Origin of the sequence: Klebsiella sp. K-Nf6, assembly GCF_002806655.1 — a bacterium.
Taxonomy (GTDB): domain Bacteria; phylum Pseudomonadota; class Gammaproteobacteria; order Enterobacterales; family Enterobacteriaceae; genus Klebsiella; species Klebsiella variicola.
This window is the reverse complement of sequence record NZ_PIBN01000002.1, coordinates 172,825-193,782: the sequence shown is the minus strand read 5'-3', so window position 1 is coordinate 193,782 and position 20,958 is coordinate 172,825. Positions and strand designations below refer to the sequence as shown.

The window sequence follows — 20,958 nt, the reverse complement described above, 5'->3', positions numbered from 1 at the left end:
GGACAGCTCAGGCTGCCCGCCGTTCGCTTAGCGGGCAAATTTCTCCAGCACGCGGATCAGCTGGGTGACGAAGCCGTATTCGTTATCGTACCAGGCGACGGTTTTCACCAGCTGTACGCCGCCGGCTTCCACAATCTCCAGCTGAGTGGCATCGTAGATCGAGCCGAAATGGCTGCCGATAATATCCGATGAGACAATCTCTTCTTCGGTGTAGCCGAAAGATTCATTGCCCTCGGCCGCCTGCTTCATCGCCTGATTGATTTCCTCAACGCTGACCTTTTTCTCCAGCACCGACACCAGTTCCGTCACCGAGCCGGTTTTGGTCGGTACGCGCTGGGCATGGCCCTTCAGTTTACCGCTCAGGGCGGGGATCACCAGACCAATGGCTTTTGCTGCGCCAGTGGTGTGCGGGATAACGTTTTCTGCCGCCGCTCTGGAGGCGCGCAGATCTTTGCCGCGCGGCCCGTCCACCAGCGACTGGGTGCCGGTATAAGCATGGATGGTGGTCATGGTGCCCACGGTGATGCCGAAGGCATCCTGGAGTACTTTGGCCATCGGCGCCAGGCAGTTGGTGGTGCAGGAGGCCACGGAGATGATGGTATCTTCCGGGGTCAGGGTGTCATCGTTGACGTTGTAGACGATGGTTTTCATCTCGCCAGCGGGGGCGGAAATCAGCACTTTGCGCGCGCCGGCCTGGAGATGGGCTTGCGATTTCTCTGCCGAGGTGTAGAACCCGGTACACTCCACAATCACCTCGGCGCCTGCCGCCTGCCACGGAATATGCTGCGCCTCTTTTTCGGCATACACCGTAATGGTTTTGCCGTTGACGATCAGCGCATCTTCCGTAAAGTCGACGCTCCACGGGAAGGGGCCGTAGTTTGAATCATGCTTTAACAGGTAGGCCAGCACCTTTGGCGAGGTGAGGTCGTTGATAGCCACCACTTCCAGGCTGCTGTCGACTTCTAATAAACGGCGTAACACCAAACGTCCGATACGACCAAATCCATTAATCCCAAGTTTACTCATGGACATTCTCCGGTTGGTAAAACGACTCGATGTGATAAAACTCCTCCAGGCTTAGTCCTGTCCCCCTGATTGGTCAACTGACAATCTGTGCGGTATGCCAGCGCTTCCGGCCCGGAGAGGGAAAAAGTGAATGTTTTCCCGGCCTTTTTTAGCGCTGACAGCAGGGAATAATTTTTGTTACCGGAGATGAGGTTGCCGCCTGCTGGCGAAGCGGTGAAAAGTGGCTATGCTTAACTATTGAATAGCTTAGTAAAATATTGACGTTAGACGAAGGGAGAGGTTATGGGATTCTGGAGAATCGTTTTCACTATCATTCTGCCGCCGCTGGGCGTATTGCTGGGTAAAGGCTTCGGCTGGGCGTTTATTCTCAACATTATTCTGACCCTGCTGGGCTATATTCCTGGCCTGATCCACGCCTTCTGGGTACAGACCCGCGACTGAGGGCCGAGCAGATAACCACGTCTCCCCCCTGTGACCCGCTCAGGGGGGCATCAGGTTCTCTTTATACAGCAGCGTATTATCCTTCGACCAGTAGTGCCGGGTCTCCTCTTCCAGATCAACGATCCACTTAAACACGCCGGCGCTGGCGAGATCCTTGCAGTACTGTTCAAAGTTGATGGCGCCGGCAAAATGGCGGATGACCGCGGCCGAGGTCAGCCGATGGCTGGGGGCGCTGCGCACGCGTAGCAGGCCGCGGGCGCTTTTTATCGAAATCACCTCGTCGTTTGCCATCACGAAATTCATATTGCCGGTGGAGACAAAATAGATGTAGTAGGAGACCTGATGCCGGCGGAGTTCACTGGCGAAGGTGGTAAAATCGGCATCCGCGCGAACCTGTTCGAAAAAGTGACCCAGCCTTGCCAGCAGTTCCATTTCAATCCTTGTTGTGTTGTTGCTGCGCATGGTTTCGGCGTCTGTCGGCATAAACCATTCACACGTTTACTTATTCGTATTTTAATAATATAGGCGCGTTATATTAATGGTTATTATGTAACTGGAACACCGTTTCAAGTGTTACAAGCTATTGCAAAGGTTCGCAGGGGATCCTCGAGGCAGGCAGAGGGTGTGATAAGACGGGAAGGGGCGAAATTATCGCCGGCGATGATCGTCGCCGGCGGGGCCATGAGCCGCGGCTATTTCTGGATCAGATAGCGAATGGTTGGGCCATCCTGCTGAATATCCAGCACCGTATAGCCATGGTTCCTGGCATCGAGTGGAATGTTATTGATCGACTGCGGACAGTCGCTGACCACTTCCAGGATCTCGCCTTTTTGCAGGGAGGGCATTGCCTCCAGCGTGGCCACGGCCGGATAGGGACAGGGTTCGCCGACCATATCCAGGCGATAATCAGGGATGATGTTTTTCATGCGCTCTCCTTCACGGTCCGGACCGCCGTCGACTGGCGGCGGAAAAAATGTCTTTCCCAGGCGATCACCAGCAGCAGGGCGATCAGCAGCAGCAGATAGGTCGCCAGCAGCCCGCCGAAGGGGCCGAAGGCGTTCAGCAGGTTGATTTTCTGCCAGTGGGTGGCGAGCGGAGCGGCGATATCGTCCCAGCACCAGGCGAGCAGCGTTGAGCCAATGACATTGCCCAGCCCAACCCACCAGTAGTGAACCTGGCCCTCCACCGCCCGGTACATCCAGCCGGTTTCACAGCCGCCGGCCAGCACGATGCCAAAGCCAAACAGCAGCCCGCCAATCGCCGCGTTGGGACCGGCCCACATAATTTTGGGCGCCATCCCCAATTGCACATAGCTGAAGATACCGATGGCGCTCGCCGCCATGCCGAAGATAATCGCCTTTGCCATCACCGTCCGGCCGGTGATCCACATATCGCGAAAGGCGGAGGTAAAGCAGATCTGCGCGCGCTCGATAAGCAGACCGAAGCCGATGCCGAACAGCATCGCCAGGCCGAGCGCCGGGTGGTCTGCGGCGGTGAGCAGGCCCCAGCCGATCATAGCGAAAAAGACCACCATGCCCAGCCGGAAACGGCGACGCGCCTGCTGCGGTTTTTGGGTTAACGGCGAGGCGGCGGACACCTTTTGCATTTTTACCGGGATGCGAAAAAGGGGCAGCAGCGTGAAGCGGGCGCCAAACCAGGAGCCGATGGCGGTGGCGATGGCAAACAGCCAGGCGTGCAGGGAGAACTGCGGAATGCCGGTGAAAAAGGCCGCCAGGTTACAGCCCATCGCCAGCCGCGCGCCGAACCCGGCGATGATGCCGCCTGCCACGGCCTGCACAATGCGGATCCGGCTGCGTGGAAAGCGCAGTTTGACGTTATTGGCCCACAGCGCGGCGGCCAGGCAGCCGCCGAACATGCCGATGATCATCCTACCATCGATGCGGGTCAGCGGCGTCCCTTCGAGATGAATCAGCTGGTAATAGCCCCACTGTTCGCTGTGGACGCCCAGCAACTGCAGCAGCTGACCGCCCCAGCGGGTGAATTCGCCGGTCACCGCCCAGAAGGTGCCGGTGATGCCAAAATAGTAGGTGGAGAGGATGCCCGCGGCGATGACCGCCGGGACAGGGGACCAGAACCGGATAAGCCAGGCCTGTTTGAAGGATTGCCATGTCATAAAAATGCCTCTGAACTCAGAAGGTATTAAAGGTCGATGACCGACCGAAAGGGGCAAATAATACCCGCCTCAGCGCCTGCTTTCTCTGTTTTGGATCAAGCCCCTACGCTTGCGCCAGCATGGCAAGCAGCGCCAGCAGTGCGGGCAGCGCCTGAATATAAAGAATTTTGCGGCTGGCGGTCAGCGCGCCGAAAATCCCGGCGGCCAGCACGCAGGCCAGGAAAAAGATAACCACCTGCACCCCCGGCGCCCCCAGCCACAGCCCCCACGCCAGGCCGGCGGCCAGAAAACCGTTATACAATCCCTGGTTGGCCGCCAGCACCCGGGTCTCCCGGGCGAAATCGGCGCTGAGGTTAAAGGCCCGGCGCCCGGCGGGGGCCTCCCAGAAAAATATCTCCAGCACCAGGATGGCGAGATGAATAATAGCGACCAGCGCAACGAGGAAAGTGGTTAACACAGCGGTCCTTAATCAATAAGAGGAATGTGTCTGCAGTATAGCTGCAAGCGCTAACGAAGCGGGAGCGTCGCTGCTATAGTGCAGATAGGGTCATGTTTTCTGCCGCGACCAGCGTCGGTTTATCCGATTGCCCTTTGGTTTAGCTTAGCGGTGCTAGTATGCCGGGTTCTTTTTTTCGGGTGTGGTGTAGGTTACTGAATGTTAAATAAATTATGGATTTTGTTATCAGGGCTACTGATGGTTGCCATGCCGTCGGCGCAGGCCGGGGAATTAAACCTCTATTCGATGAATACCGGCTCCTATGTTTATCATATGACCGGTAACCACGGACAATATAACGAACATTTCAATAACAACTTTTTCTCGGTGGAGCGCAAGTTTTCTCAGGATTCAAAATACAGCGTGCTGGTCGGAACGATGAAAAACAGCTTTGACGATCGCTGCCTGACCCTCGGCGTGCGCCGCGACTGGCTGAAAAACGATACCGGCTGGGTGCTGAAAGGGGTGTATGCCTATACCGGGGAATTTTTCTTTGATGCCTTCAGCCACTGTGGGGATTCCGGCACCTACCGCACCGCCAAAAAAATGACCGGCGTCGGTTTTTCGCCCTACATCTATCATGGTCTGCAATATAACTTCACCGATTATTTCGGTGTGGAAGGCGGCATTATTGTGCCGGCGATCTTTGTGATGAGTATTCAGTGGAGCTTTCGCTAGACGCTTTATTAGTCGGGAAAAGAGCAGGCCACCTCAGGTGGCCTGATACTGATGACCTGGCGGCAGGAATTAATGGAAGCCGAGACGGATCAGATCTAACGGGCAAAAGCGGCCCTCGCAGCCGTCGATTTCAACGCAGTCCGCCCGGCGAAGCTGCTCGGCGGTTTTCCCTTCACCATGGATAGCTTTAATCACGCCTGTCGTGCCGTTACCGGCGATCATTACCCTGCTGCCGGTAGCAATAGCGTTACGATTACGGTCATAGGTTTTCATGGTCTCCTCCTCAATAAACCAGTGTAAGCAATGATTAAGCGGCTTAATTAATACGCTTTTTTGCCTAAAAAAGTTTTGAGGATAATCAAATTTATTTTAATAACCCTGGAGCGAAAAGGGCCAGAAGCCTCCTCCATTCGCACCGATCGCATCGCCTGCGTGGCGCGCGACACTGACGGCAATATGTCATTCAGGTTACTGTTTTATGACCAGATTATTAACCTTGCCAGCCCGCGGAAAATAGCGAAAGATGGCGCTATTCGGGCATCAACAGTGCCAGTGCGTGTCCTGAGGGAGCCATGAGTCAAGACGTCACCGCGAAGATGTTAAAGCCCGATTTTGATAGTGAAGTTTCCGGTCTGGTGCATGGTTATCTGTTTCATGAACAGCGCCCCCCGCAGCCCATTGCCTCTGGCGAGGTGTGCGCCCGCTATCAGGCGCTCGCCGATGACAAGGCGTTTATCTGGTTACACCTGAATCTCAATCATGCCACCGCCGAGAAATGGTTAACCAGCCACTTTCCGGTGGCGGACTTTTTCTTCGAGGAGATCCGCAGCGGTTCGCACACCACCCGCATCGAGCGACAGGGGGAGAATCTGTTCGCTGTGCTCAACGATGTGCTGTTTCGGCCGCAGGATACCAGCGCGGAAACCGCCACGCTGTGGCTCTACTGTAGCCCTAAGCTGGTGGTGACGGCGCGCTTCAAACCGTTGCGGTTTATCGAATGGATGCTGCCGCGTCTGCAGACGCTCAGGGTGAATACCTCTACCGAGCTGCTGGCTTTTCTGCTGGAGGAGCAGGAGGAGGTGCTGGAGCAGGTCGTCCGCCAGGCCAGCCGCCATGTCGACCTTATCGAAGAGCGTCTCCTGAGCAATCATGTGCAGCGCAACCGGGCCGATCTGGCGCGGCTGCGGCGGATGCTTTTACGCTTTCAGCGGCTGCTGGCGCCGGAGCCGGCAGCGATGTTCCGTCTGCTTAACCGGCCGCCGGCGTGGATGGATCGTGCAGTGGTGCAGGCGTTTCGTCAGTTCACCGAAGAGTTTAGCGTGGTGCTCAATGACCTGTCCGGCCTGATCGAGCGCATTAGTCTGCTGCAGGAGGAGATTGGCGCCCGCCAGCTGGAGCAGAGCAACCGCACCCTCTACACCCTGACGGTGATCACGGTCCTCGCGCTGCCGATTAACATCGTCGCCGGTTTCTTCGGCATGAACGTCGGTGGGATCCCGCTGGCGAGTAACCACCACGGGTTTATCCTGCTGGTGGTGATAGTCGCCATCTTTACCCTCGGCGCCGGCTACCTGGCATTCCGCCGGCGCGATGACCTGTAGATTGCGCGTCGAATCAGCTGAGGCTACGCAGGGCGGCAATCAGTCCTTCGACACCGCGTTCCAGCTTCTCGCGCGGGCAGCCGACGTTGAGGCGCAGAAAGCCGTTGCCCTCAGGACCATAGGTATAACCCGGCATAATCGCCACCTTCTGTTCGGCGATCAGCGCCTGCTGTAGCGCATGGTCGTCGATGTTTAGGGGGCGCAGGTCGATCCACGCCAGGTAGGTGGCCTCCGGCGGCTGCCAGCAGAGTGCGGGGAAGGCATTATTAAGCGTGTCGGCGACATAGCGCATATTCGCCTGCAGATAGTCACGCAAGGCGTCGAGCCAGGGAGCCCCGTCGCGATAGGCGGCGATATGGGCGACCAGCGCTGGCACTGAGGGAGAAGAGAGCCCGTCGCGGGCCTTCAGCGCCTGCAGGTAGCTGTCGCGCGCGTTCGCCTCGGGGATAAAGCCATAGGCCCCGGTAAAGGCCGGAATATTAAAGCTCTTTGAACCGGAGGTGAACAGCGCCCACGGTCCCTGAGCGACCTCGCTCCACGGGATATGGCAGTGTTCGCCCCAGGTCATGTCCATATGAATTTCGTCGCTAATCACCCTGACGCCATGTTTTTGACACAGGGCCGCCATGGTCTCCAGCTCCTCGCGACGCCAGACTTTCCCCGTGGGGTTATGCGGGCTGCACAGCAGCAGCAGGGTATTCTTCGGTTCCGCCAGCACGGCTTCCAGGCGGGCCATATCGCAGTGCCACTGGTTATCCGTCAGGGTCAATGGCACCGGGGCAATCTCCCGGCGGTTAGCGGTGATGGTCTTATAGAACGCATCGTAGGCGGGAGTATGGACGACGACGCCGTCGCCTTCGCTTGACCACTGGCGGATGGTTTCCGCCACCATGTAGATAACCGACGGCCCGTAGACCACCGTTTGCGGATCGATGACGCTGTTAAATCGGCTGGCGTACCAGTGGGCAATCGCCCCGAGAAACGCCTCGTTCTGCCAGCGGCTGTAGCCGAACACACCGTGGGCCAGCCGCTGGCTGACGGCGTCGAGAATGCAGGGCGCAGTGGCGAAATCCATATCGGAGATGGTGAACGGCAGCAGGTCGGCGGCGCCAAACCGGTCGGCGACATAGTCCCACTGTGTGCACCAGGTACCGTGGCGGTCGATGGGGGTGGCAAAATCAAACATCGGAACTTCCTTAGCGAATGTCCCCCTCCGCGCGGAAGGGGGACCAGTAGGGTCAGGCCTGAACAGTATTCATCAATACGGCCATTTCATCTTTTACTGACTGCACCTGCGGGCCAATAACCACCTGCAGGTTATGCTGATTGAGCTGAACCACCCCGATGGCGCGATGGGCTTTCAGCGCGGCGGCGTCCACTTTGCTCATATCGTGTACCGACAGACGCAGACGAGTAATGCAGTTATCCAGCGAAACAATGTTCTCGGCACCGCCGAGCGCCGCCAGAATCGCCGGCACGTTATAGCCGGATTTGCCGATGGTACCGGCGACGGCTTTCTCCACGCTGGCGGCGGTGTCGATATCGCGGCCCGGCGTTTTCAGATTGAAGCGGGTAATGGCGAAGCGGAAGATGGCATAGTAGACCGCGAACCAGATAGCCGCCACCACCGGCACCAGATACCACTTGGTCGCCAGGCCATGCAGGATGCCAAACACCACGAAGTCGATGATATTGCCGTCGGTGTTGCCGATGGTGACCCCGAGCACCGCCATGATGGTAAAGCCGAGACCGGTCAGCAGCGCGTGGATGACATACAGCACCGGCGCGACGAACAGGAACAGGAACTCCAGCGGCTCGGTGGTGCCGCCGACCACGCAGGCGATGACCCCGGAGATCAGCAGGCCTTTAATTTTATGCCGGTTTTCCGGACGGGCGCAGTGGTACATCGCCAGCGCGGCTCCCGGCAGGCCGCCGAGGAAAGCCGGCATTTTACCCTGCGACAGGAAGCGGGTGGCGCTTTCGGAGAAGCCGTGGGTGGTCGGGCAGCTCAGTTGCGCCTGGAAGATGGTCAGCGCGCCGCTGACGCTGTGGCCGCAGACGTCGAGGGTACCGCCGGCTTCAGTGAAGCGGATCAGCGCCACCAGAATGTGGTGCAGGCCAAACGGGAGCAGCAGTCGCTCGCCGGTGCCGAAGATCATCGGGCCAAAATCCCCGGCGCTGTTGATCATCTTCCCGAGGGCGTTGATCCCCATGGCGAAGACTGGCCACACCAGCGGGATTGCCAGCCCGACCAGACCCAGCACCACGGTGGTGATGATCGGCACGAAGCGGGTGCCGCCGAAGAAGGCCAGGGCGTCCGGCAGGCGAATGTTATGGAAGCGTTCATGCAGCAGCCAGACGATAATCCCGGCGATAACCGCGCCGAGGATCCCGGTATCGATCGACGGAATACCGATGATGTTCTGGATATTGTTGGCCTTCAGGATCGCGGCGTCGGTGGTGGGCAGAATGCCTTTCGCCGTCAGCCAGAAGTTGACCGCCAGGTTCATGACCGCGTAGCCGACAAAGCCGGCGAAGGCGGCGACGCCTTTGTTCTCCCGCGCCAGCCCCAGTGGGATGGCGATACAGAACATGACCGGCAGGAAGCTGAAAGCAAAGGAGCCGACTTTGCTCATCCAGATAAAGATGGCCTGCAGCAGCGGCATATCCAGCCACGGCAACAGCGTCAAAACATCGTGACTGCTTAACGAACTGCCAATCCCCAGCATGATCCCACAAAACGAGAGCAACGCTACGGGCAGCATAAAGGTTTTTCCGAGCTGCTGGAAAAACTCCCATAAAGTGATTTTTGGTGCTGTTTTCGCCGTCATAACACGGTTCCTGATTCTCAAGTGGTCGGGAAGAACTAACGCCACGGCAAGATAAAACGTTTTACCACTTTTTAGTGCGATAAAAATCACATAATCAAGCGATAATAAGGTTTATAAAGATCGCACAATGATAAAACGTTTTATCGACAGGCAAGGGAGTCAGCCAGCGCGTTATGGCTATCGCAAAAAAGATCACCATCAATGATGTGGCGCAGGCCGCCGGGGTCTCCGTGAGCACCGTCTCGCTGGTGCTGAGCGGTAAAGGGCGCATCTCCAGCGCCACTGGCGAGCGGGTTAATCAGGCCATCGAACAGCTGGGATTTGTGCGCAACCGCCAGGCCGCCTCGCTGCGTGGCGGGCAGAGCGGGGTGATTGGCCTTATCGTTAGCGATCTGTCAAAGCCGTTTTACGCCGAATTAACCGCCGGCCTCACCGACGCCCTGGAAAGGCAGGGGAAAATGGTGTTCCTCACCCAGGGCGGGCGCAGCGGCGAGAAGATAGACCAGCGGTTTGATACCCTCGCGGCGCAGGGGGTCGACGGGGTGATCATCGCCGGGTCGATCGATCGCGGGAGCGAACTGCGCGAGCGGGCCGCGCAGGCTGGCGTGCCGCTGGTGTTTGCTTCCCGCGCCAGCTACCTTGACGATGTCGACCTGATCCGCCCGGACAACATGCAGGCGGCGCAGCTGGTGACCGAGCATCTTATCCGCCGCGGCCATCAGCGGATCGCCTGGCTTGGTGGGCAGAGTTCTTCGCTGACGCGCGCCGAGCGGGTCGGCGGCTATTGCGCCACCTTGCTGAAATACGGTCTGCCGTTTCACAGCGAATGGGTGCTGGAGTGCGAGTCGAGCCAGAAGCAGGCGGCGGAGGCGATGGCGGGGCTGTTGCGCCAGAATCCGACCATCACCGCGGTGCTGTGCTACAACAACGTGGTGGCGACCGGCGCGTGGTTTGGTTTACTGCGGGCCGGAAGGCAGAGCGGAGAGGATGGCGTCGAGAGCTATTTCGAACAGCGGGTGGCGCTGGCGGCCTTCGCCGACGTGCCGGAGGCGGCACTGGATGACCTGCCGCTCACCTGGGTAACGACCCCGGCGCGCGAGATGGGGAAAACCCTGGCAGAGTCGATGCTGCGACGGCTTGAGGAAGGCACCGGCGAGGCGCGCAACCAGATTATGCCGCCGCGGCTGGTGACACGGAAATGAGGGAGACGGCGCGCGATGGCCGTCTCCTGAGCCGATAAGTTACGGCTGCGGGGCGGCGTCGTCCTGCTGAGGAGCGGCGTCATCTTGCTGCGGAGCGGCGTCATCCTGTTGCGGCTGGCCTTCCTGCGGCGCCGCGTCCGGTTGAGCAGGCGCTTCCAGACCAAACATCGCGGCAAAATCCTCCAGCGGCATTTTCTGCCCGTTCAGCGTCACCTGGCCGTTAGCGTACTGCAGGCTGCTGCTGATGGCGTTATCTTCCATGGTGGTGATGCGGAACATCTGGCCCATCGCCGCCAGGCCTTTGACCTGCTGATCGGCGAGCTTGGCCGCATCGGCTGGCTGGTAACCTTCCAGACCGGCGATCTTAGTCATTAACTCCGTCGCCATATCCACCGGGATCACCACCTTGCCGTCAAGCGACTGCACCACGCGATCCAGGCTGTCCGCCAGGGTCTGCGGTGGGGTGGTCACCTGGGCCGGATCCTTCAGCAGAACCGACAGATTCAGGGTACTTTCCCCTTTGGCATTGCGCCAGCTCAGCGGAGAGAGGGTCACCGACGGATTGCCTTTAAGCAGGATCGGCAGCGCATTGAACAGGGCTTCGGTTAACGCCTGCTGGTACAGTTCCGGGTTTTGCGCCAGCTCCGGTTTTGCCAGCAGCGCCTGAGACTGTGCGCTGTACTGCTGACTGAACTGGTGCCACGCCTGACCGTCGACATTATCCACTTTCAGCGTCAGTTTGCCGCTGCCCATATCCTGCCCCTGCAGCTTGAGGCTGTTGACGGTGTAGTTCACCTGGCTGTTCACGCCTTTACCGTCCTGGGTCAGCGTCGAGCCGCCGTCCAGCGCCATCCCGTCAACCAGCGCCAGCTCTTTGCCTTCGACGCTGATGGCCAGTTTATCGAGGGTCATTTTTTGCTGGCCGATACGTTCGTTGAAGCTGGCCAGCTCGGTGGCGCCGTCGGTGGTCAGATTGACGAAGCGCAGCTGCACCTTCTGATTATATTCGTTGAGCGCATCGATCTGCCCGCTGCCGGCCTGGCCCTTCAGGCTGATGTTTTTGCCGTCGCGGTCGGCGTCGAGCTGGAACTGACCGCCGCTGAAGGTGACTTTCTCATCACCTTTGGCATAGTCGAGGGCATTGAGCACGATCGCCGACTGGCTGTCGCCGCGGTAGGCGATGCGTGTATCGACGGTAAAGGGAGTGTTGCCTTTGGCGATCTCGAACAGCGCCTGGCTGGCGTCATTTTTCACCAGCGTGGTGTGGACCGAGGCCATCGCCGGCGCCAGATTAAAGGTTTTTAATGAGGCCAGCGGGAAGGGGCCATGATCGACCACCTCGTCAAGCACCACGCTCTGTCCGGCGGCCAGCCAGCTGTTGGCCTGTCCGGCGATCGGCTTCACCACCAGCTGCAGATGGCTGCTGAACAGCCCGCGCCGGTAATCCTGATAGCTCAGCTCCAGCCCTGATTCCGGCGCGCTGCTGCGTAGCTGCGCGTTAGCCTGCTGCACCATATCGGCGATCCTGCCTTCCAGCTGTTTGCCGGTGTACCAGGCGCCGCCTGTCCATACCACGCCCAGCGCCACGATGATGCCTGCTGCGACCAGCGATTTTTTCATAGCATTTGTCCATAAATGAAGCCAGGCGGAGAGACCGCCTGGCTGAGTTGTCATCATTCAGTAAGCGCGACCTGAAAGGTCAGTCACTTACTGGAGCTTATTAAACACGCGCGCCACGCGGCCGCGGCCGCTGACCTGCACCGGTGATTCGTTGGCGGCCACGAAAGCTGACTCGCCCGGCTTGAGCGTTAGGCTCTGGTCACCTTTGTGCAGTACGGCCTCGCCGTCGACGCAGAAAATAATCGCCGCGCTTGCCTGAGCCAGATCGCTGGCCTCGGCGGAGAGGTCGTGCAGCGAGAAGGCAAAATCTTCCACCGGGATCGGGAAGTCCAGCTCTGCGCCGTGCTGCTGCGGCTGGGTCAACAGCTCACCCGCCGGTTTGGCTTCGAACTTGACGTTAGCGACCAGCTCAGGAATATCAATGTATTTCGGCGTCAGACCGGCGCGCAGTACGTTATCCGAGTTGGCCATCACCTCCAGCGCCACCCCCTGCAGATAGGCATGCGGCGTTTCGGCGAACAGGAACATGGCTTCGCCAGGGTTCAGCTTCACCACGTTCAGCAGCAGCGGCGAGAAGAGGCCGCTGTCGTCCGGATAGAATTCCGCGATCAGGCGGATAGTCTGCCACGGTTCGCCCTGTTCACGGGCCAGTAGGTCGCGCAGTACCTGCAGCGCCTTGGCTTTTTCCTCACCCTGCATATTGAGCAGGCTGGCAAACAGCTGGCTCAGGTGAGCCGCGTCCGGCTGCTGCAGGAAGGCGCCAATCGCCGGATGCGCGCTTGCCACCGGCTGCAGCAGGGTGACAATCTCGCTGAACTCGCGAAACGCATTCATCGCCAGGAACGGCGTCAGGGCAAAAACCAGCTCCGGCTTGTGGTTTGGATCTTTATAGTTACGCTCGGCGGCGGAGAGCGGGATGCCGGCGGCGTTCTCGCGGGCGAAACCTTCTTCCGAGGCCTGCTTGTTGGGATGTACCTGAATAGAGAGCGGCTGAGCGGCGCACAGCACTTTAAACAGGAACGGCAGCTCACCAAAGCGGGCGGCAACCTTGTCGCCGAGCAGGGCGGTTTTATCCGCGTCAATCACCTCGCGCAGCGAACGCGGCTGGCCGTCGGCCGCCAGGATCTGCGAGCTGCTCTTCGGATGCGCCCCCATCCACAGCTCTGCCATCGGCAGGTTGTCCGGGTTGGCAATGCCATACAGTTCAGTTAAAGCGGTGTGGCTTCCCCATGCGTAGTTCTGTACGGCGTTGATCAGCTTTTGCATTCTCATTCCCTGTATCAATCAAAGTAAAAATTATTGCTCTATTAAACCAGCAAACCGTGGAGAAGCAACTGCTGAAAGAAAAAGTCGTCCCTGTCTCAGTTTTTGTTAAAAAATTGTGTAAGATTGATCGACTCGCTTTTCTACAGGCACATGGAGTCCCTGCCTGAAACATAATCAGCCAAAGCAGTAAGTGAGAGTACAATGTCGAATAAACCGTTTGTTTACCAGGATCCTTTTCCCCTCAAAAAGGATGACACCGAGTATTATCTCCTCAGCAGTGATTACGTCTCCGTCGCCGAATTTGCCGGCCAGGAAGTGCTAAAAGTCGACCCTCAGGCGCTGACCCTTCTGGCGCAGCATGCTTTCCACGACGCTTCCTTTATGCTTCGCCCGGCGCATCAGCAGCAGGTGGCGGATATCCTTAACGACCCGGAAGCCAGCGAAAACGACAAATACGTGGCGCTGCAGTTCCTGCGCAACTCGGATATCGCCGCCAAAGGCATTCTGCCCACCTGCCAGGACACCGGCACCGCGATCATCATGGGTAAAAAAGGCCAGCGCGTGTGGACCGGCGGCGGCGATGAAGCCGCGCTGGCGCAGGGTGTGTACAACACCTATATCCAGGACAACCTGCGCTACTCGCAGAACGCGCCGCTGGATATGTATAAAGAGGTTAACACCGGTACTAACCTGCCGGCGCAGATCGATCTCTATGCTACCGATGGCGATGAGTATAAATTCCTCTGCATCGCCAAGGGCGGCGGTTCGGCGAACAAAACCTATCTGTACCAGGAAACCAAAGCGCTGATCACCCCGGCGAAGCTGAAAAACTATCTGGTTGAGAAGATGCGCACCCTCGGTACGGCCGCTTGTCCGCCGTACCATATCGCCTTTGTGATTGGCGGAACTTCGGCGGAAGCGACGCTGAAGACCGTGAAGCTGGCCTCCACCAAATACTACGATGGCCTGCCGACCGAAGGTAACGAACATGGTCAGGCGTTCCGCGATGTGCAACTGGAGCAAGAGCTGCTGCTGGAAGCGCAGAACCTCGGCCTCGGCGCGCAGTTCGGCGGGAAATACTTCGCCCACGATATCCGGGTGATCCGTCTGCCGCGTCACGGGGCTTCCTGCCCGGTAGGGATGGGCGTCTCCTGTTCCGCCGACCGCAACATCAAAGCCAAAATCAACCGCGACGGCATCTGGATCGAGAAGCTGGAGAGCAATCCGGGGAAATATATCCCTGAGCATCTGCGCCAGGCCGGCGAAGGCGAAGCGGTGAAGGTGAATCTTAACCAGCCGATGAGCGAGATCCTGGCGCTGCTGTCGCAGTACCCGGTGTCCACCCGCCTGTCGCTGAGCGGCACTATTATCGTGGCCCGCGATATCGCCCACGCCAAGCTGAAGGAGCTGATCGACAGCGGTGAAGCACTGCCGCAGTACGTCAAAGATCACCCGATCTACTACGCGGGCCCGGCCAAGACGCCGGACGGTTACGCCTCCGGCTCTCTGGGGCCGACCACCGCAGGCCGCATGGATTCTTACGTCGATCTGCTGCAGTCGCACGGCGCGAGCAAAATCATGCTGGCGAAAGGCAACCGCAGCCAGCAGGTGACCGATGCGTGCCACAAACACGGCGGCTTCTACCTCGGCAGTATCGGCGGCCCTGCGGCGGTGCTGGCCCAGCAGAGCATCCGCAGCCTCGAGTGCGTGGCGTATCCGGAGCTGGGTATGGAGGCTATCTGGAAAATTGAAGTGGAAGATTTCCCGGCGTTTATCCTCGTCGATGATAAAGGCAATGACTTCTTCCAGCAGATCCAGACGTCGCAGTGCGCCCGCTGCGTGAAGTAACCCAGGCCGCCCTTCGGGGCGGCTCTGGCCGATGACAAACCGGTTTTCGTTATTGTGATCGCCTTTCTGCCGGGTGGCAGCTTTCGCCTTACCCGGCCTACGAAAACAGCAATATCGAACAGTTATGCAGTTCTCTGTAGGTCCGCGCAAGCGCAGCGCCGCCGGGCAATCCCGACGATTGCATTTTGTCAGCGGTCTGGGCCGCCCTTCGGGGCGGCTTTTTTATGTCGCTTCGCGGCACGAACCACCAAAACAACTTATAAATCTGGCCAATACTTAGTCTTTTAAGCAGGTGAGCTTTGTCGCTATGACGCACTTTGAATCCAAGGAGAAAGTAATGACAACGCATCGCAGTGAAAAAGACTCGATGGGCGCCATCGACGTCCCGGCCGATAAACTCTGGGGCGCCCAGACCCAGCGCTCGCTGGAGCATTTCCGCATCTCGACCGAAAAAATGCCCGGGGAGCTGATATACGCCCTGGCGCTGACCAAGCGGGCGGCGGCGAAGGTTAATCAGGATCTCGGGTTGCTGACGGCGGAGAAAGCCGGGGCGATCGTCGCTGCCGCTGACGAAGTCCTGGCCGGAAAGCACTCGCAGGAGTTCCCGCTGGCTATCTGGCAGACCGGCTCCGGCACCCAAAGCAATATGAATATGAACGAGGTGCTGGCCAACCGCGCCAGTGAACTGCTGGGCGGTGAACGGGGGATGGCGCGAAAAATTCATCCCAATGACGATGTGAATAAGAGCCAGAGCTCAAATGACGTGTTCCCCACCGCCATGCACGTCGCGGCGCTGATTGCCCTGCGGGAAAAAGTGATCCCGTCGCTGCAGGCGCTGCGGGCGACACTCAACGAAAAAGCGCTGGCCTTCAGGGATATCGTCAAGATCGGCCGCACTCATCTGCAGGACGCCACGCCGCTCACGTTAGGCCAGGAGATCTCCGGCTGGGTGGCGATGCTGGACCATAGCCTGAAGCACATCGAAGCCAGTCAGCCGCATCTTGCCGAGCTGGCGCTGGGCGGGACGGCGGTAGGAACCGGGCTGAATACCCATCCGGAGTATGCCGTGCGGGTGGCGGCCGAGCTGGCGTCGCTCAGCGGACAGCCATTTGTCACCGCGCCGAACAAATTCGAAGCGCTGGCTACTGTGGATGCCCTGGTCCATGCCCACGGCGCGCTGAAAGGCCTGGCGGCGTCGCTGATGAAGATCGCTAACGATGTCCGCTGGCTGGCCTCCGGCCCCCGCTGCGGCATTGGCGAAATCGCCATCCCGGAGAATGAGCCGGGTTCTTCAATCATGCCCGGCAAGGTTAACCCAACCCAGTGCGAAGCGTTGACCATGGTCTGCTGCCAGGTGATGGGCAATGACGTGGCGGTAAATATCGGCGGCGCCTCGGGTAACTTTGAGCTTAACGTCTATCGTCCGATGGTCATTCACAACGTCCTGCAGTCGGTGCGTCTGCTGGCGGACGGTATGGAGAGCTTTAATGAGCACTGTGCGGTGGGTATTGAACCGAATCGCGAGCGGATCAGCCAGCTGCTCAATGAGTCGCTGATGCTGGTAACCGCGCTGAATACCCATATCGGCTACGACAAGGCGGCGGAAATCGCTAAAAAAGCGCACCATGAGGGGCTTACCCTCAAAGCCTCGGCGCTGGCGCTGGGCTACCTGACGGAAGCCGAATTCGACAGCTGGGTGCGCCCGGAAGAGATGGTCGGCAGCCTGGCTACTCGTTAGCCAGCCAGAGGTGCAGGCGCGGGATAAGTAATCTCAGCGACTGCGCCTCCGGTTTGTAGCGGTACTGGACATTGTCGGCGTCATAGTTCAGCAATTCGCCGATATCCGGGACGCTGACCCCCTGGCTACCGGTTATCAGCGCGATCAGCGGGCTGGGGCAGGCATACTGCACCTGTTTCTGCTCGCTGGCGTACCAGACGCGGGCAATCGGCTGCACTTTCACCGGCCGTTTGATTTTCAGCCGCGCCCGCTGCGGCAGGGCGGCGATGTCCTGATACTCCCTCTCAAGCTTGCTCTGCCACTGCTCACGGGTCCACGGCGGCACCGCCCGCGGCGATTGCAGGCTTTTCTCCAGCATCATCAGTACCTGGTCGCGGGTCAGGTTCTTGATCACGTGTTTATTGGCCCAGCCGAAGCGGATGGTGCTCGGGTCGACGAGGGGCGTCAGCGTGCGGTAGGCGCTGAGGGTGATCAAGCCCGGCAGGTGGCGATGCACCCATTCAAAACGGGCAGTGGGGGGCAGGCCAGAATCGACGGTGACGATTTTCTCGAAGGTAGCCTTCAGGGCGTTAATATGCTGAATGCGCGCCAGCAGATCCTGCTGCTCCACGGCGGTGACCTGCAGGCAGATAGCCCCCGGCAGACGAACGGCGGCTTTGCTGCTGCGGGTTTCCGACTGCTGCTGGATAAACAGATGGCTGTAATGGCGTAGGGCGAGGGTCAGCGCCGCCTTGCCGATGTGTTGCACCACCGGAATGTTGGCCAGCGGATCGTGCTCGGCATCCTTACTGACCGCCGGCAGTTCAAATACCCGGGCCGCCAGCAGCCGGCAGCTGCTTAGCGCCTGCTGGAGCGTCTGCAGCTCCAGCTCGATCTGACGAAAGGTATCATTCAGACGTTCAACAAGGTCGTAGCGAGCCATCGATTCACCTTAGTTACAACATGCTATTCGATGTTTGCAGCATACGCAGCGCGCGGCCTCTGCGCAAGTTTTATTCAGGCAGAGGTAAAATCGGGCAACTGATGATAAACCGGCCAGCTAAAGCAGAAGCGGGCGCCGCCGAGAGGGCTGGCCTCGCAGCGCACGTCACCGCCCATCGCCTGGGCAATACTGTGCACAATCGCCAGGCCGAGGCCGCATCCTCCGGTCGCCCGATCGCGGCTGGGGTCAAGACGGACAAAGGGCTCAAACACTCGCTCGCGCTCTTCAGGGGCAATGCCCGGGCCGTCATCCTCGACCTGCAACGAGGCACGCGCTCCCTGCAGGGTCAGGCTGACCGCCACCCGCTGGGTGCTGTAGCGCAGGGCGTTATTCACCAGATTATCCAGTACCCGCTCCATCAGCCGCATATCCAGCGCGCCATAGTTGCCGTGGGTCAGCGTCGCCAGAGCGACCTCGCGCTGCGGGTTGACCATCTGAATATCCTCGACATGATCGCTGATCCAGGCGGGGAAATCAGGGGTGGTCAGACTGAGTTCCGTCTGCGGACGGTCGAGGCGGGCGTAGGTCAGGAGTTCTTCAATCAGTGCCTCGAGCTGGCCGATATCGCGGTTCAGCGCTTGCGATTCCGCCTCAGTGAGGTTTTCGCTCATCTCCAGACGATAGCGCAGGCGGACCAGCGGCGTCCTGAGCTCATGGGCGATACCGTCAATCAGTTGCTTTTTACTGGCAATGAGGGCGTTAATGTTATCGGCCATCTGATTAAAGGCCACGCCGAGCCGTTCAAAGCTGGACATGCTGTCAAAATGAATGCGCTCGCTGAAGTGGCCCTCGCCAAAGCGCTGGGCAGCGGTTTCAATGCGCAACATGTCCTGCCAGTGCGGACGCATCCAGATAAACACCGGAAAGGCCAGCGAGATAGCGATAAACGCCATCAGCGCAATGTCCAGCAGGCGCATTTCATGCAGAAAATAGAGATAGGGCACCGGGCCCACCGACAGCACATAATGGCTGCGGGGAATACGCTGAATGAAGGTGTACTGGTCATCCAGCGCGACAATATCGCCGGCGCGCAGGTGCTGCATCGAGCTTTCCGATAGCTTGAATTTGCTCATCGGCTCGATGTGCAGATCGAACGACAGGTTCAGATCCAGCTCTTTGAGCGTCTTGCTCCAGTCGCGCGGCGGAATTTCCCGCAGCTCGCTGCGCATCAGATACAGCGAGCTTTTCATCAGATCGTCAAGCGACTGTCGTCCGGCGCGTTCAGCGGTAAATTTATAGACCAGGCCGACCAGCATGGTCATGACCAGAAAGCAGACGAAGAGCAAAAGATAGAACTGCACAAACAGCTTTTTCATTAAATCTCACTTAAATCAGAATGTTAATTACCTATCTTTTGCCTTCATGGCGCGGTGTGGTATGTGCCTTTCCGCTAAAGCGGAGATGCAGGAACGAAACCAGACCGCTGTCCAGGGCGTTTGTCACGGCAGAATATACCGCAAAAATCACTTCTGCGTTTCACGCCCTGTTTAATGCGCTATCAAAGCAGGGTTCACCCTCACTGACAACATCCCGCAGGCATAAATAATGACGCAGCCCTTATAAGCGCAGCAGTCCGCCATCCACCACATACTGGCTACCCGTCACATACCCGGCATCATCCGATAATAAAAACAGCGCAACCGCCGCCGCTTCATCCGGCGTTCCCGGGCGTTTTAGCGGCACGGTAGCCCTGATCTGCGCATCATACTGCTCGCGGAAGGGGGCGGGGATCGCGTCAAGCAGAGGGGTATCGATTGCCCCGGGGACCAGCGCGTTAACTCTGATCCCACGGGCGGAGAAGGCCGTTGCCCAGCTGCGAACCAGTGCAAGCTGCGCGCCTTTGCTGGCGGCATAGAGCGCCGCCAGTGGCGTGCCTTCGTAGGCGGCCGTAGAGGCGGTGATGACCACCGAGGCTCCGGTATTCAAAAAACGCGAAAGTGCGGCGATTTGCAGGACGGCAGAACGAACATTGTTGGCCATGATGGTATCGAACTGCGTTTCGGTGGTATTTTCCACCGTTGAAAAGGCGAGCTGGCCGGCGTTCAGCCACAGGCCATCCAGCATGCCAAAGGATTCTACAGACTCGGCGAGGGCATGTGCTGCCTCAGGTTCCGCGCCATCGTTCTGGAGAAACCAGGCGCGCTCGGGCAGCACTGTGCGTAACGATTCCAGTTTTTGCTGATGGCGTCCGGTCAGCATCACTTCGCCCCCTTCATCAATGATGCGCATTGCCCCTGCCAGACCAATACCACTGCTCGCCCCTGTAATCACAATTTTCTTACCTGAGAACCGTCCCATTGTCTCTCCCGTACCGCGTGAGTGTTGAGTTAACTCACACTAGAACAATGAAAATTTATTGTAAAACGACCATCTTTGGGGGGCCCGGCGTGTTGCGACTTGCCATCTTTGTGGCGCCGCTATACCCGATGTATGCAGCGTCTCCGGGGTGACATTCGCCGGGAAGGTCGCACAGGGAGGTGTGTATGTGACGGTGTCACAAATAAAGTTTATTCACCAGACCTGCGCCTTCCAGGGAATCGAACGGGGTATTGCTACTCGCGAAAGTAGGGAATATCCACCGGATAGAGGGTCGTCAGACTCAGCAGCCGACAGCGCACCAGCTTTTCCGTTTCGGCATACCAGTAAGCAAACTCGCCGGTGGTTTGGTGGTAAATCATCTGATCGAGGTTGGCAAACGGGATCACCAGCAGCGGTCCCTGGCGAACGTGGCCGCCTCCCGTTTCAAAATGATGCTGTCCCCAGGGTTGCTGGGTATGTTCATAGCGGTGGAGGATCACCTCGATTTGCCCGCGCTGTGGACAGAGGAGTCGAATATCGGCGTTGTCGAGGGAAAAAGCCCAGCCAGAGAGTGAAGTGAAGAGTGAGAGTGCCAAAAGTACAACGTATTTCATCATGCAAAAGTCCTGTGTTTTCAGGCTTTATGCCACTCTGATAACGGTAAGTCCTTGAGCACAATCATATTGAGGGCTTATGTGATGGGGAACTGTACGGCTAAATTTATTGATTTACGCAATATGACAAATTCGCAGCGGGCAGTCGGCGCGCAGAGGGAAACCCGCGCAGTCGCCCTAAGC

The 20,958-nt window shown here is 58.6% G+C and carries 20 protein-coding genes; 6 read left to right on the top strand and 14 right to left on the bottom strand.

The window, feature by feature from the left end; all coding sequences use genetic code 11:
- Positions 1–27: 27 nt before the first annotated feature.
- Entirely contained in the window at positions 28–1,026 is a 999-nt protein-coding gene (gap, locus tag CWM61_RS05240; RefSeq protein ID WP_061154755.1) for a type I glyceraldehyde-3-phosphate dehydrogenase, read from the bottom strand.
- Between the two features lie 282 nt (positions 1,027–1,308).
- Here gap and CWM61_RS05235 point away from each other — a divergent pair, with 282 nt between their 5' ends.
- Positions 1,309–1,467, top strand: a complete 159-nt coding sequence (locus CWM61_RS05235) for a YqaE/Pmp3 family membrane protein (protein WP_002903230.1) — start codon at positions 1,309–1,311, stop codon at positions 1,465–1,467.
- Positions 1,468–1,506: 39 nt separating this feature from the next.
- On the opposite strand, the gene CWM61_RS05230 is transcribed toward CWM61_RS05235, so the two are convergent.
- From CWM61_RS05230 to CWM61_RS05215, 4 genes are all read right to left on the bottom strand, one after another.
- Positions 1,507–1,899, bottom strand: a complete 393-nt coding sequence (locus CWM61_RS05230) for a DUF1398 domain-containing protein (RefSeq protein WP_016160930.1) — start codon at positions 1,897–1,899, stop codon at positions 1,507–1,509.
- Positions 1,900–2,159: 260 nt separating this feature from the next.
- Positions 2,160–2,393, bottom strand: coding sequence for a sulfurtransferase-like selenium metabolism protein YedF (gene yedF, locus CWM61_RS05225; protein ID WP_002903233.1), 234 nt, complete (start codon positions 2,391–2,393; stop codon positions 2,160–2,162).
- The gene (yedE, locus tag CWM61_RS05220; protein WP_100630839.1) at positions 2,390–3,601 is read right to left on the bottom strand and encodes a selenium metabolism membrane protein YedE/FdhT; all 1,212 of its coding nucleotides are present in this window, start codon (positions 3,599–3,601) and stop codon (positions 2,390–2,392) included. Before yedE ends, yedF begins: the two co-directional genes overlap by 4 nt.
- A 103-nt stretch (positions 3,602–3,704) precedes the next feature.
- A complete protein-coding gene (locus CWM61_RS05215) occupies positions 3,705–4,058 on the bottom strand; it encodes a DUF1304 domain-containing protein (RefSeq protein ID WP_100630838.1) in 354 nt (117 codons plus the stop codon).
- A 237-nt stretch (positions 4,059–4,295) separates the two neighbouring features.
- On the opposite strand from CWM61_RS05215, the gene CWM61_RS05210 reads away from it, so the two are divergent.
- The gene (locus tag CWM61_RS05210) at positions 4,296–4,775 is read left to right on the top strand and encodes a hypothetical protein (RefSeq protein WP_165784151.1); all 480 of its coding nucleotides are present in this window, start codon (positions 4,296–4,298) and stop codon (positions 4,773–4,775) included.
- 69 nt (positions 4,776–4,844) lie between these two features.
- Here the strand turns inward: CWM61_RS05210 and ydfZ are convergent, their stop codons facing one another.
- Positions 4,845–5,048: a putative selenium delivery protein YdfZ gene (gene ydfZ, locus CWM61_RS05205; RefSeq protein ID WP_061154751.1), complete on the bottom strand. Its 204-nt coding sequence runs from the start codon at positions 5,046–5,048 to the stop codon at positions 4,845–4,847.
- 299 nt (positions 5,049–5,347) lie between these two features.
- Between ydfZ and CWM61_RS05195 the strand changes: the two genes are divergently transcribed.
- Positions 5,348–6,376 carry a CorA family divalent cation transporter gene (locus CWM61_RS05195; protein ID WP_008805082.1) on the top strand — a complete coding sequence of 343 codons (1,029 nt, stop codon included), beginning with the start codon at positions 5,348–5,350 and terminating at the stop codon, positions 6,374–6,376.
- 13 nt (positions 6,377–6,389) lie between these two features.
- On the opposite strand, the gene CWM61_RS05190 is transcribed toward CWM61_RS05195, so the two are convergent.
- The gene (locus CWM61_RS05190) at positions 6,390–7,562 is read right to left on the bottom strand and encodes a MalY/PatB family protein (RefSeq protein WP_100630836.1); all 1,173 of its coding nucleotides are present in this window, start codon (positions 7,560–7,562) and stop codon (positions 6,390–6,392) included.
- Between the two features lie 52 nt (positions 7,563–7,614).
- Positions 7,615–9,207, bottom strand: a complete 1,593-nt coding sequence (malX, locus tag CWM61_RS05185) for a maltose/glucose-specific PTS transporter subunit IIBC (protein WP_012541901.1) — start codon at positions 9,205–9,207, stop codon at positions 7,615–7,617.
- A 173-nt stretch (positions 9,208–9,380) separates the two neighbouring features.
- Here malX and CWM61_RS05180 point away from each other — a divergent pair, with 173 nt between their 5' ends.
- Positions 9,381–10,409, top strand: coding sequence for a Mal regulon transcriptional regulator MalI (locus tag CWM61_RS05180; RefSeq protein WP_008805079.1), 1,029 nt, complete (start codon positions 9,381–9,383; stop codon positions 10,407–10,409).
- Between the two features lie 39 nt (positions 10,410–10,448).
- Here CWM61_RS05180 and CWM61_RS05175 read toward each other — a convergent pair whose 3' ends face one another.
- Together CWM61_RS05175 and manA are read right to left on the bottom strand one after the other, a co-directional pair.
- Entirely contained in the window at positions 10,449–12,029 is a 1,581-nt protein-coding gene (locus tag CWM61_RS05175; RefSeq protein WP_074385982.1) for a YdgA family protein, read from the bottom strand.
- A gap of 87 nt (positions 12,030–12,116) precedes the next feature.
- Entirely contained in the window at positions 12,117–13,295 is a 1,179-nt protein-coding gene (gene manA / locus CWM61_RS05170) for a mannose-6-phosphate isomerase (RefSeq protein WP_100630835.1), read from the bottom strand.
- A 201-nt stretch (positions 13,296–13,496) separates the two neighbouring features.
- On the opposite strand from manA, the gene fumA reads away from it, so the two are divergent.
- Together fumA and fumC are read left to right on the top strand one after the other, a co-directional pair.
- Positions 13,497–15,143, top strand: coding sequence for a class I fumarate hydratase FumA (gene fumA, locus CWM61_RS05165; RefSeq protein ID WP_023340069.1), 1,647 nt, complete (start codon positions 13,497–13,499; stop codon positions 15,141–15,143).
- Positions 15,144–15,480: 337 nt separating this feature from the next.
- The gene (fumC, locus tag CWM61_RS05160) at positions 15,481–16,881 is read left to right on the top strand and encodes a class II fumarate hydratase (protein ID WP_100630834.1); all 1,401 of its coding nucleotides are present in this window, start codon (positions 15,481–15,483) and stop codon (positions 16,879–16,881) included.
- On the opposite strand, the gene tus is transcribed toward fumC, so the two are convergent.
- From tus to CWM61_RS05140, 4 genes are all read right to left on the bottom strand, one after another.
- On the bottom strand, positions 16,871–17,803 hold the full coding sequence (gene tus / locus CWM61_RS05155; RefSeq protein ID WP_074385978.1) for a DNA replication terminus site-binding protein: 933 nt from the start codon (positions 17,801–17,803) through the stop codon (positions 16,871–16,873). The genes fumC and tus overlap by 11 nt on opposite strands.
- 74 nt (positions 17,804–17,877) lie before the next feature.
- Positions 17,878–19,179 carry a two-component system sensor histidine kinase RstB gene (gene rstB, locus CWM61_RS05150; RefSeq protein WP_074385977.1) on the bottom strand — a complete coding sequence of 434 codons (1,302 nt, stop codon included), beginning with the start codon at positions 19,177–19,179 and terminating at the stop codon, positions 17,878–17,880.
- A 241-nt stretch (positions 19,180–19,420) separates the two neighbouring features.
- Positions 19,421–20,161, bottom strand: coding sequence for an SDR family oxidoreductase (locus CWM61_RS05145; RefSeq protein WP_100630833.1), 741 nt, complete (start codon positions 20,159–20,161; stop codon positions 19,421–19,423).
- 254 nt (positions 20,162–20,415) lie between these two features.
- Entirely contained in the window at positions 20,416–20,778 is a 363-nt protein-coding gene (locus CWM61_RS05140; protein WP_100630832.1) for a hypothetical protein, read from the bottom strand.
- Positions 20,779–20,958: the final 180 nt, after the last annotated feature.

Coding starts and splice junctions, on each gene's coding strand:
- gap (WP_061154755.1), bottom strand. CDS start 1,026: ATGAGTAAACTTGGGATTAATGGATTTGGTCGTATCGGACGTTTGGTG.
- CWM61_RS05235 (WP_002903230.1), top strand. CDS start 1,309: ATGGGATTCTGGAGAATCGTTTTCACTATCATTCTGCCGCCGCTGGGC.
- ydfZ (WP_061154751.1), bottom strand. CDS start 5,048: ATGAAAACCTATGACCGTAATCGTAACGCTATTGCTACCGGCAGCAGG.
- CWM61_RS05190 (WP_100630836.1), bottom strand. CDS start 7,562: ATGTTTGATTTTGCCACCCCCATCGACCGCCACGGTACCTGGTGCACA.
- yedF (WP_002903233.1), bottom strand. CDS start 2,393: ATGAAAAACATCATCCCTGATTATCGCCTGGATATGGTCGGCGAACCC.
- CWM61_RS05140 (WP_100630832.1), bottom strand. CDS start 20,778: ATGATGAAATACGTTGTACTTTTGGCACTCTCACTCTTCACTTCACTC.
- rstB (WP_074385977.1), bottom strand. CDS start 19,179: ATGAAAAAGCTGTTTGTGCAGTTCTATCTTTTGCTCTTCGTCTGCTTT.
- CWM61_RS05195 (WP_008805082.1), top strand. CDS start 5,348: ATGAGTCAAGACGTCACCGCGAAGATGTTAAAGCCCGATTTTGATAGT.
- tus (WP_074385978.1), bottom strand. CDS start 17,803: ATGGCTCGCTACGACCTTGTTGAACGTCTGAATGATACCTTTCGTCAG.
- yedE (WP_100630839.1), bottom strand. CDS start 3,601: ATGACATGGCAATCCTTCAAACAGGCCTGGCTTATCCGGTTCTGGTCC.
- CWM61_RS05175 (WP_074385982.1), bottom strand. CDS start 12,029: ATGAAAAAATCGCTGGTCGCAGCAGGCATCATCGTGGCGCTGGGCGTG.
- CWM61_RS05180 (WP_008805079.1), top strand. CDS start 9,381: ATGGCTATCGCAAAAAAGATCACCATCAATGATGTGGCGCAGGCCGCC.
- CWM61_RS05145 (WP_100630833.1), bottom strand. CDS start 20,161: ATGGGACGGTTCTCAGGTAAGAAAATTGTGATTACAGGGGCGAGCAGT.
- fumC (WP_100630834.1), top strand. CDS start 15,481: ATGACAACGCATCGCAGTGAAAAAGACTCGATGGGCGCCATCGACGTC.
- CWM61_RS05230 (WP_016160930.1), bottom strand. CDS start 1,899: ATGGAACTGCTGGCAAGGCTGGGTCACTTTTTCGAACAGGTTCGCGCG.
- CWM61_RS05210 (WP_165784151.1), top strand. CDS start 4,296: ATGGTTGCCATGCCGTCGGCGCAGGCCGGGGAATTAAACCTCTATTCG.
- manA (WP_100630835.1), bottom strand. CDS start 13,295: ATGCAAAAGCTGATCAACGCCGTACAGAACTACGCATGGGGAAGCCAC.
- malX (WP_012541901.1), bottom strand. CDS start 9,207: ATGACGGCGAAAACAGCACCAAAAATCACTTTATGGGAGTTTTTCCAG.
- fumA (WP_023340069.1), top strand. CDS start 13,497: ATGTCGAATAAACCGTTTGTTTACCAGGATCCTTTTCCCCTCAAAAAG.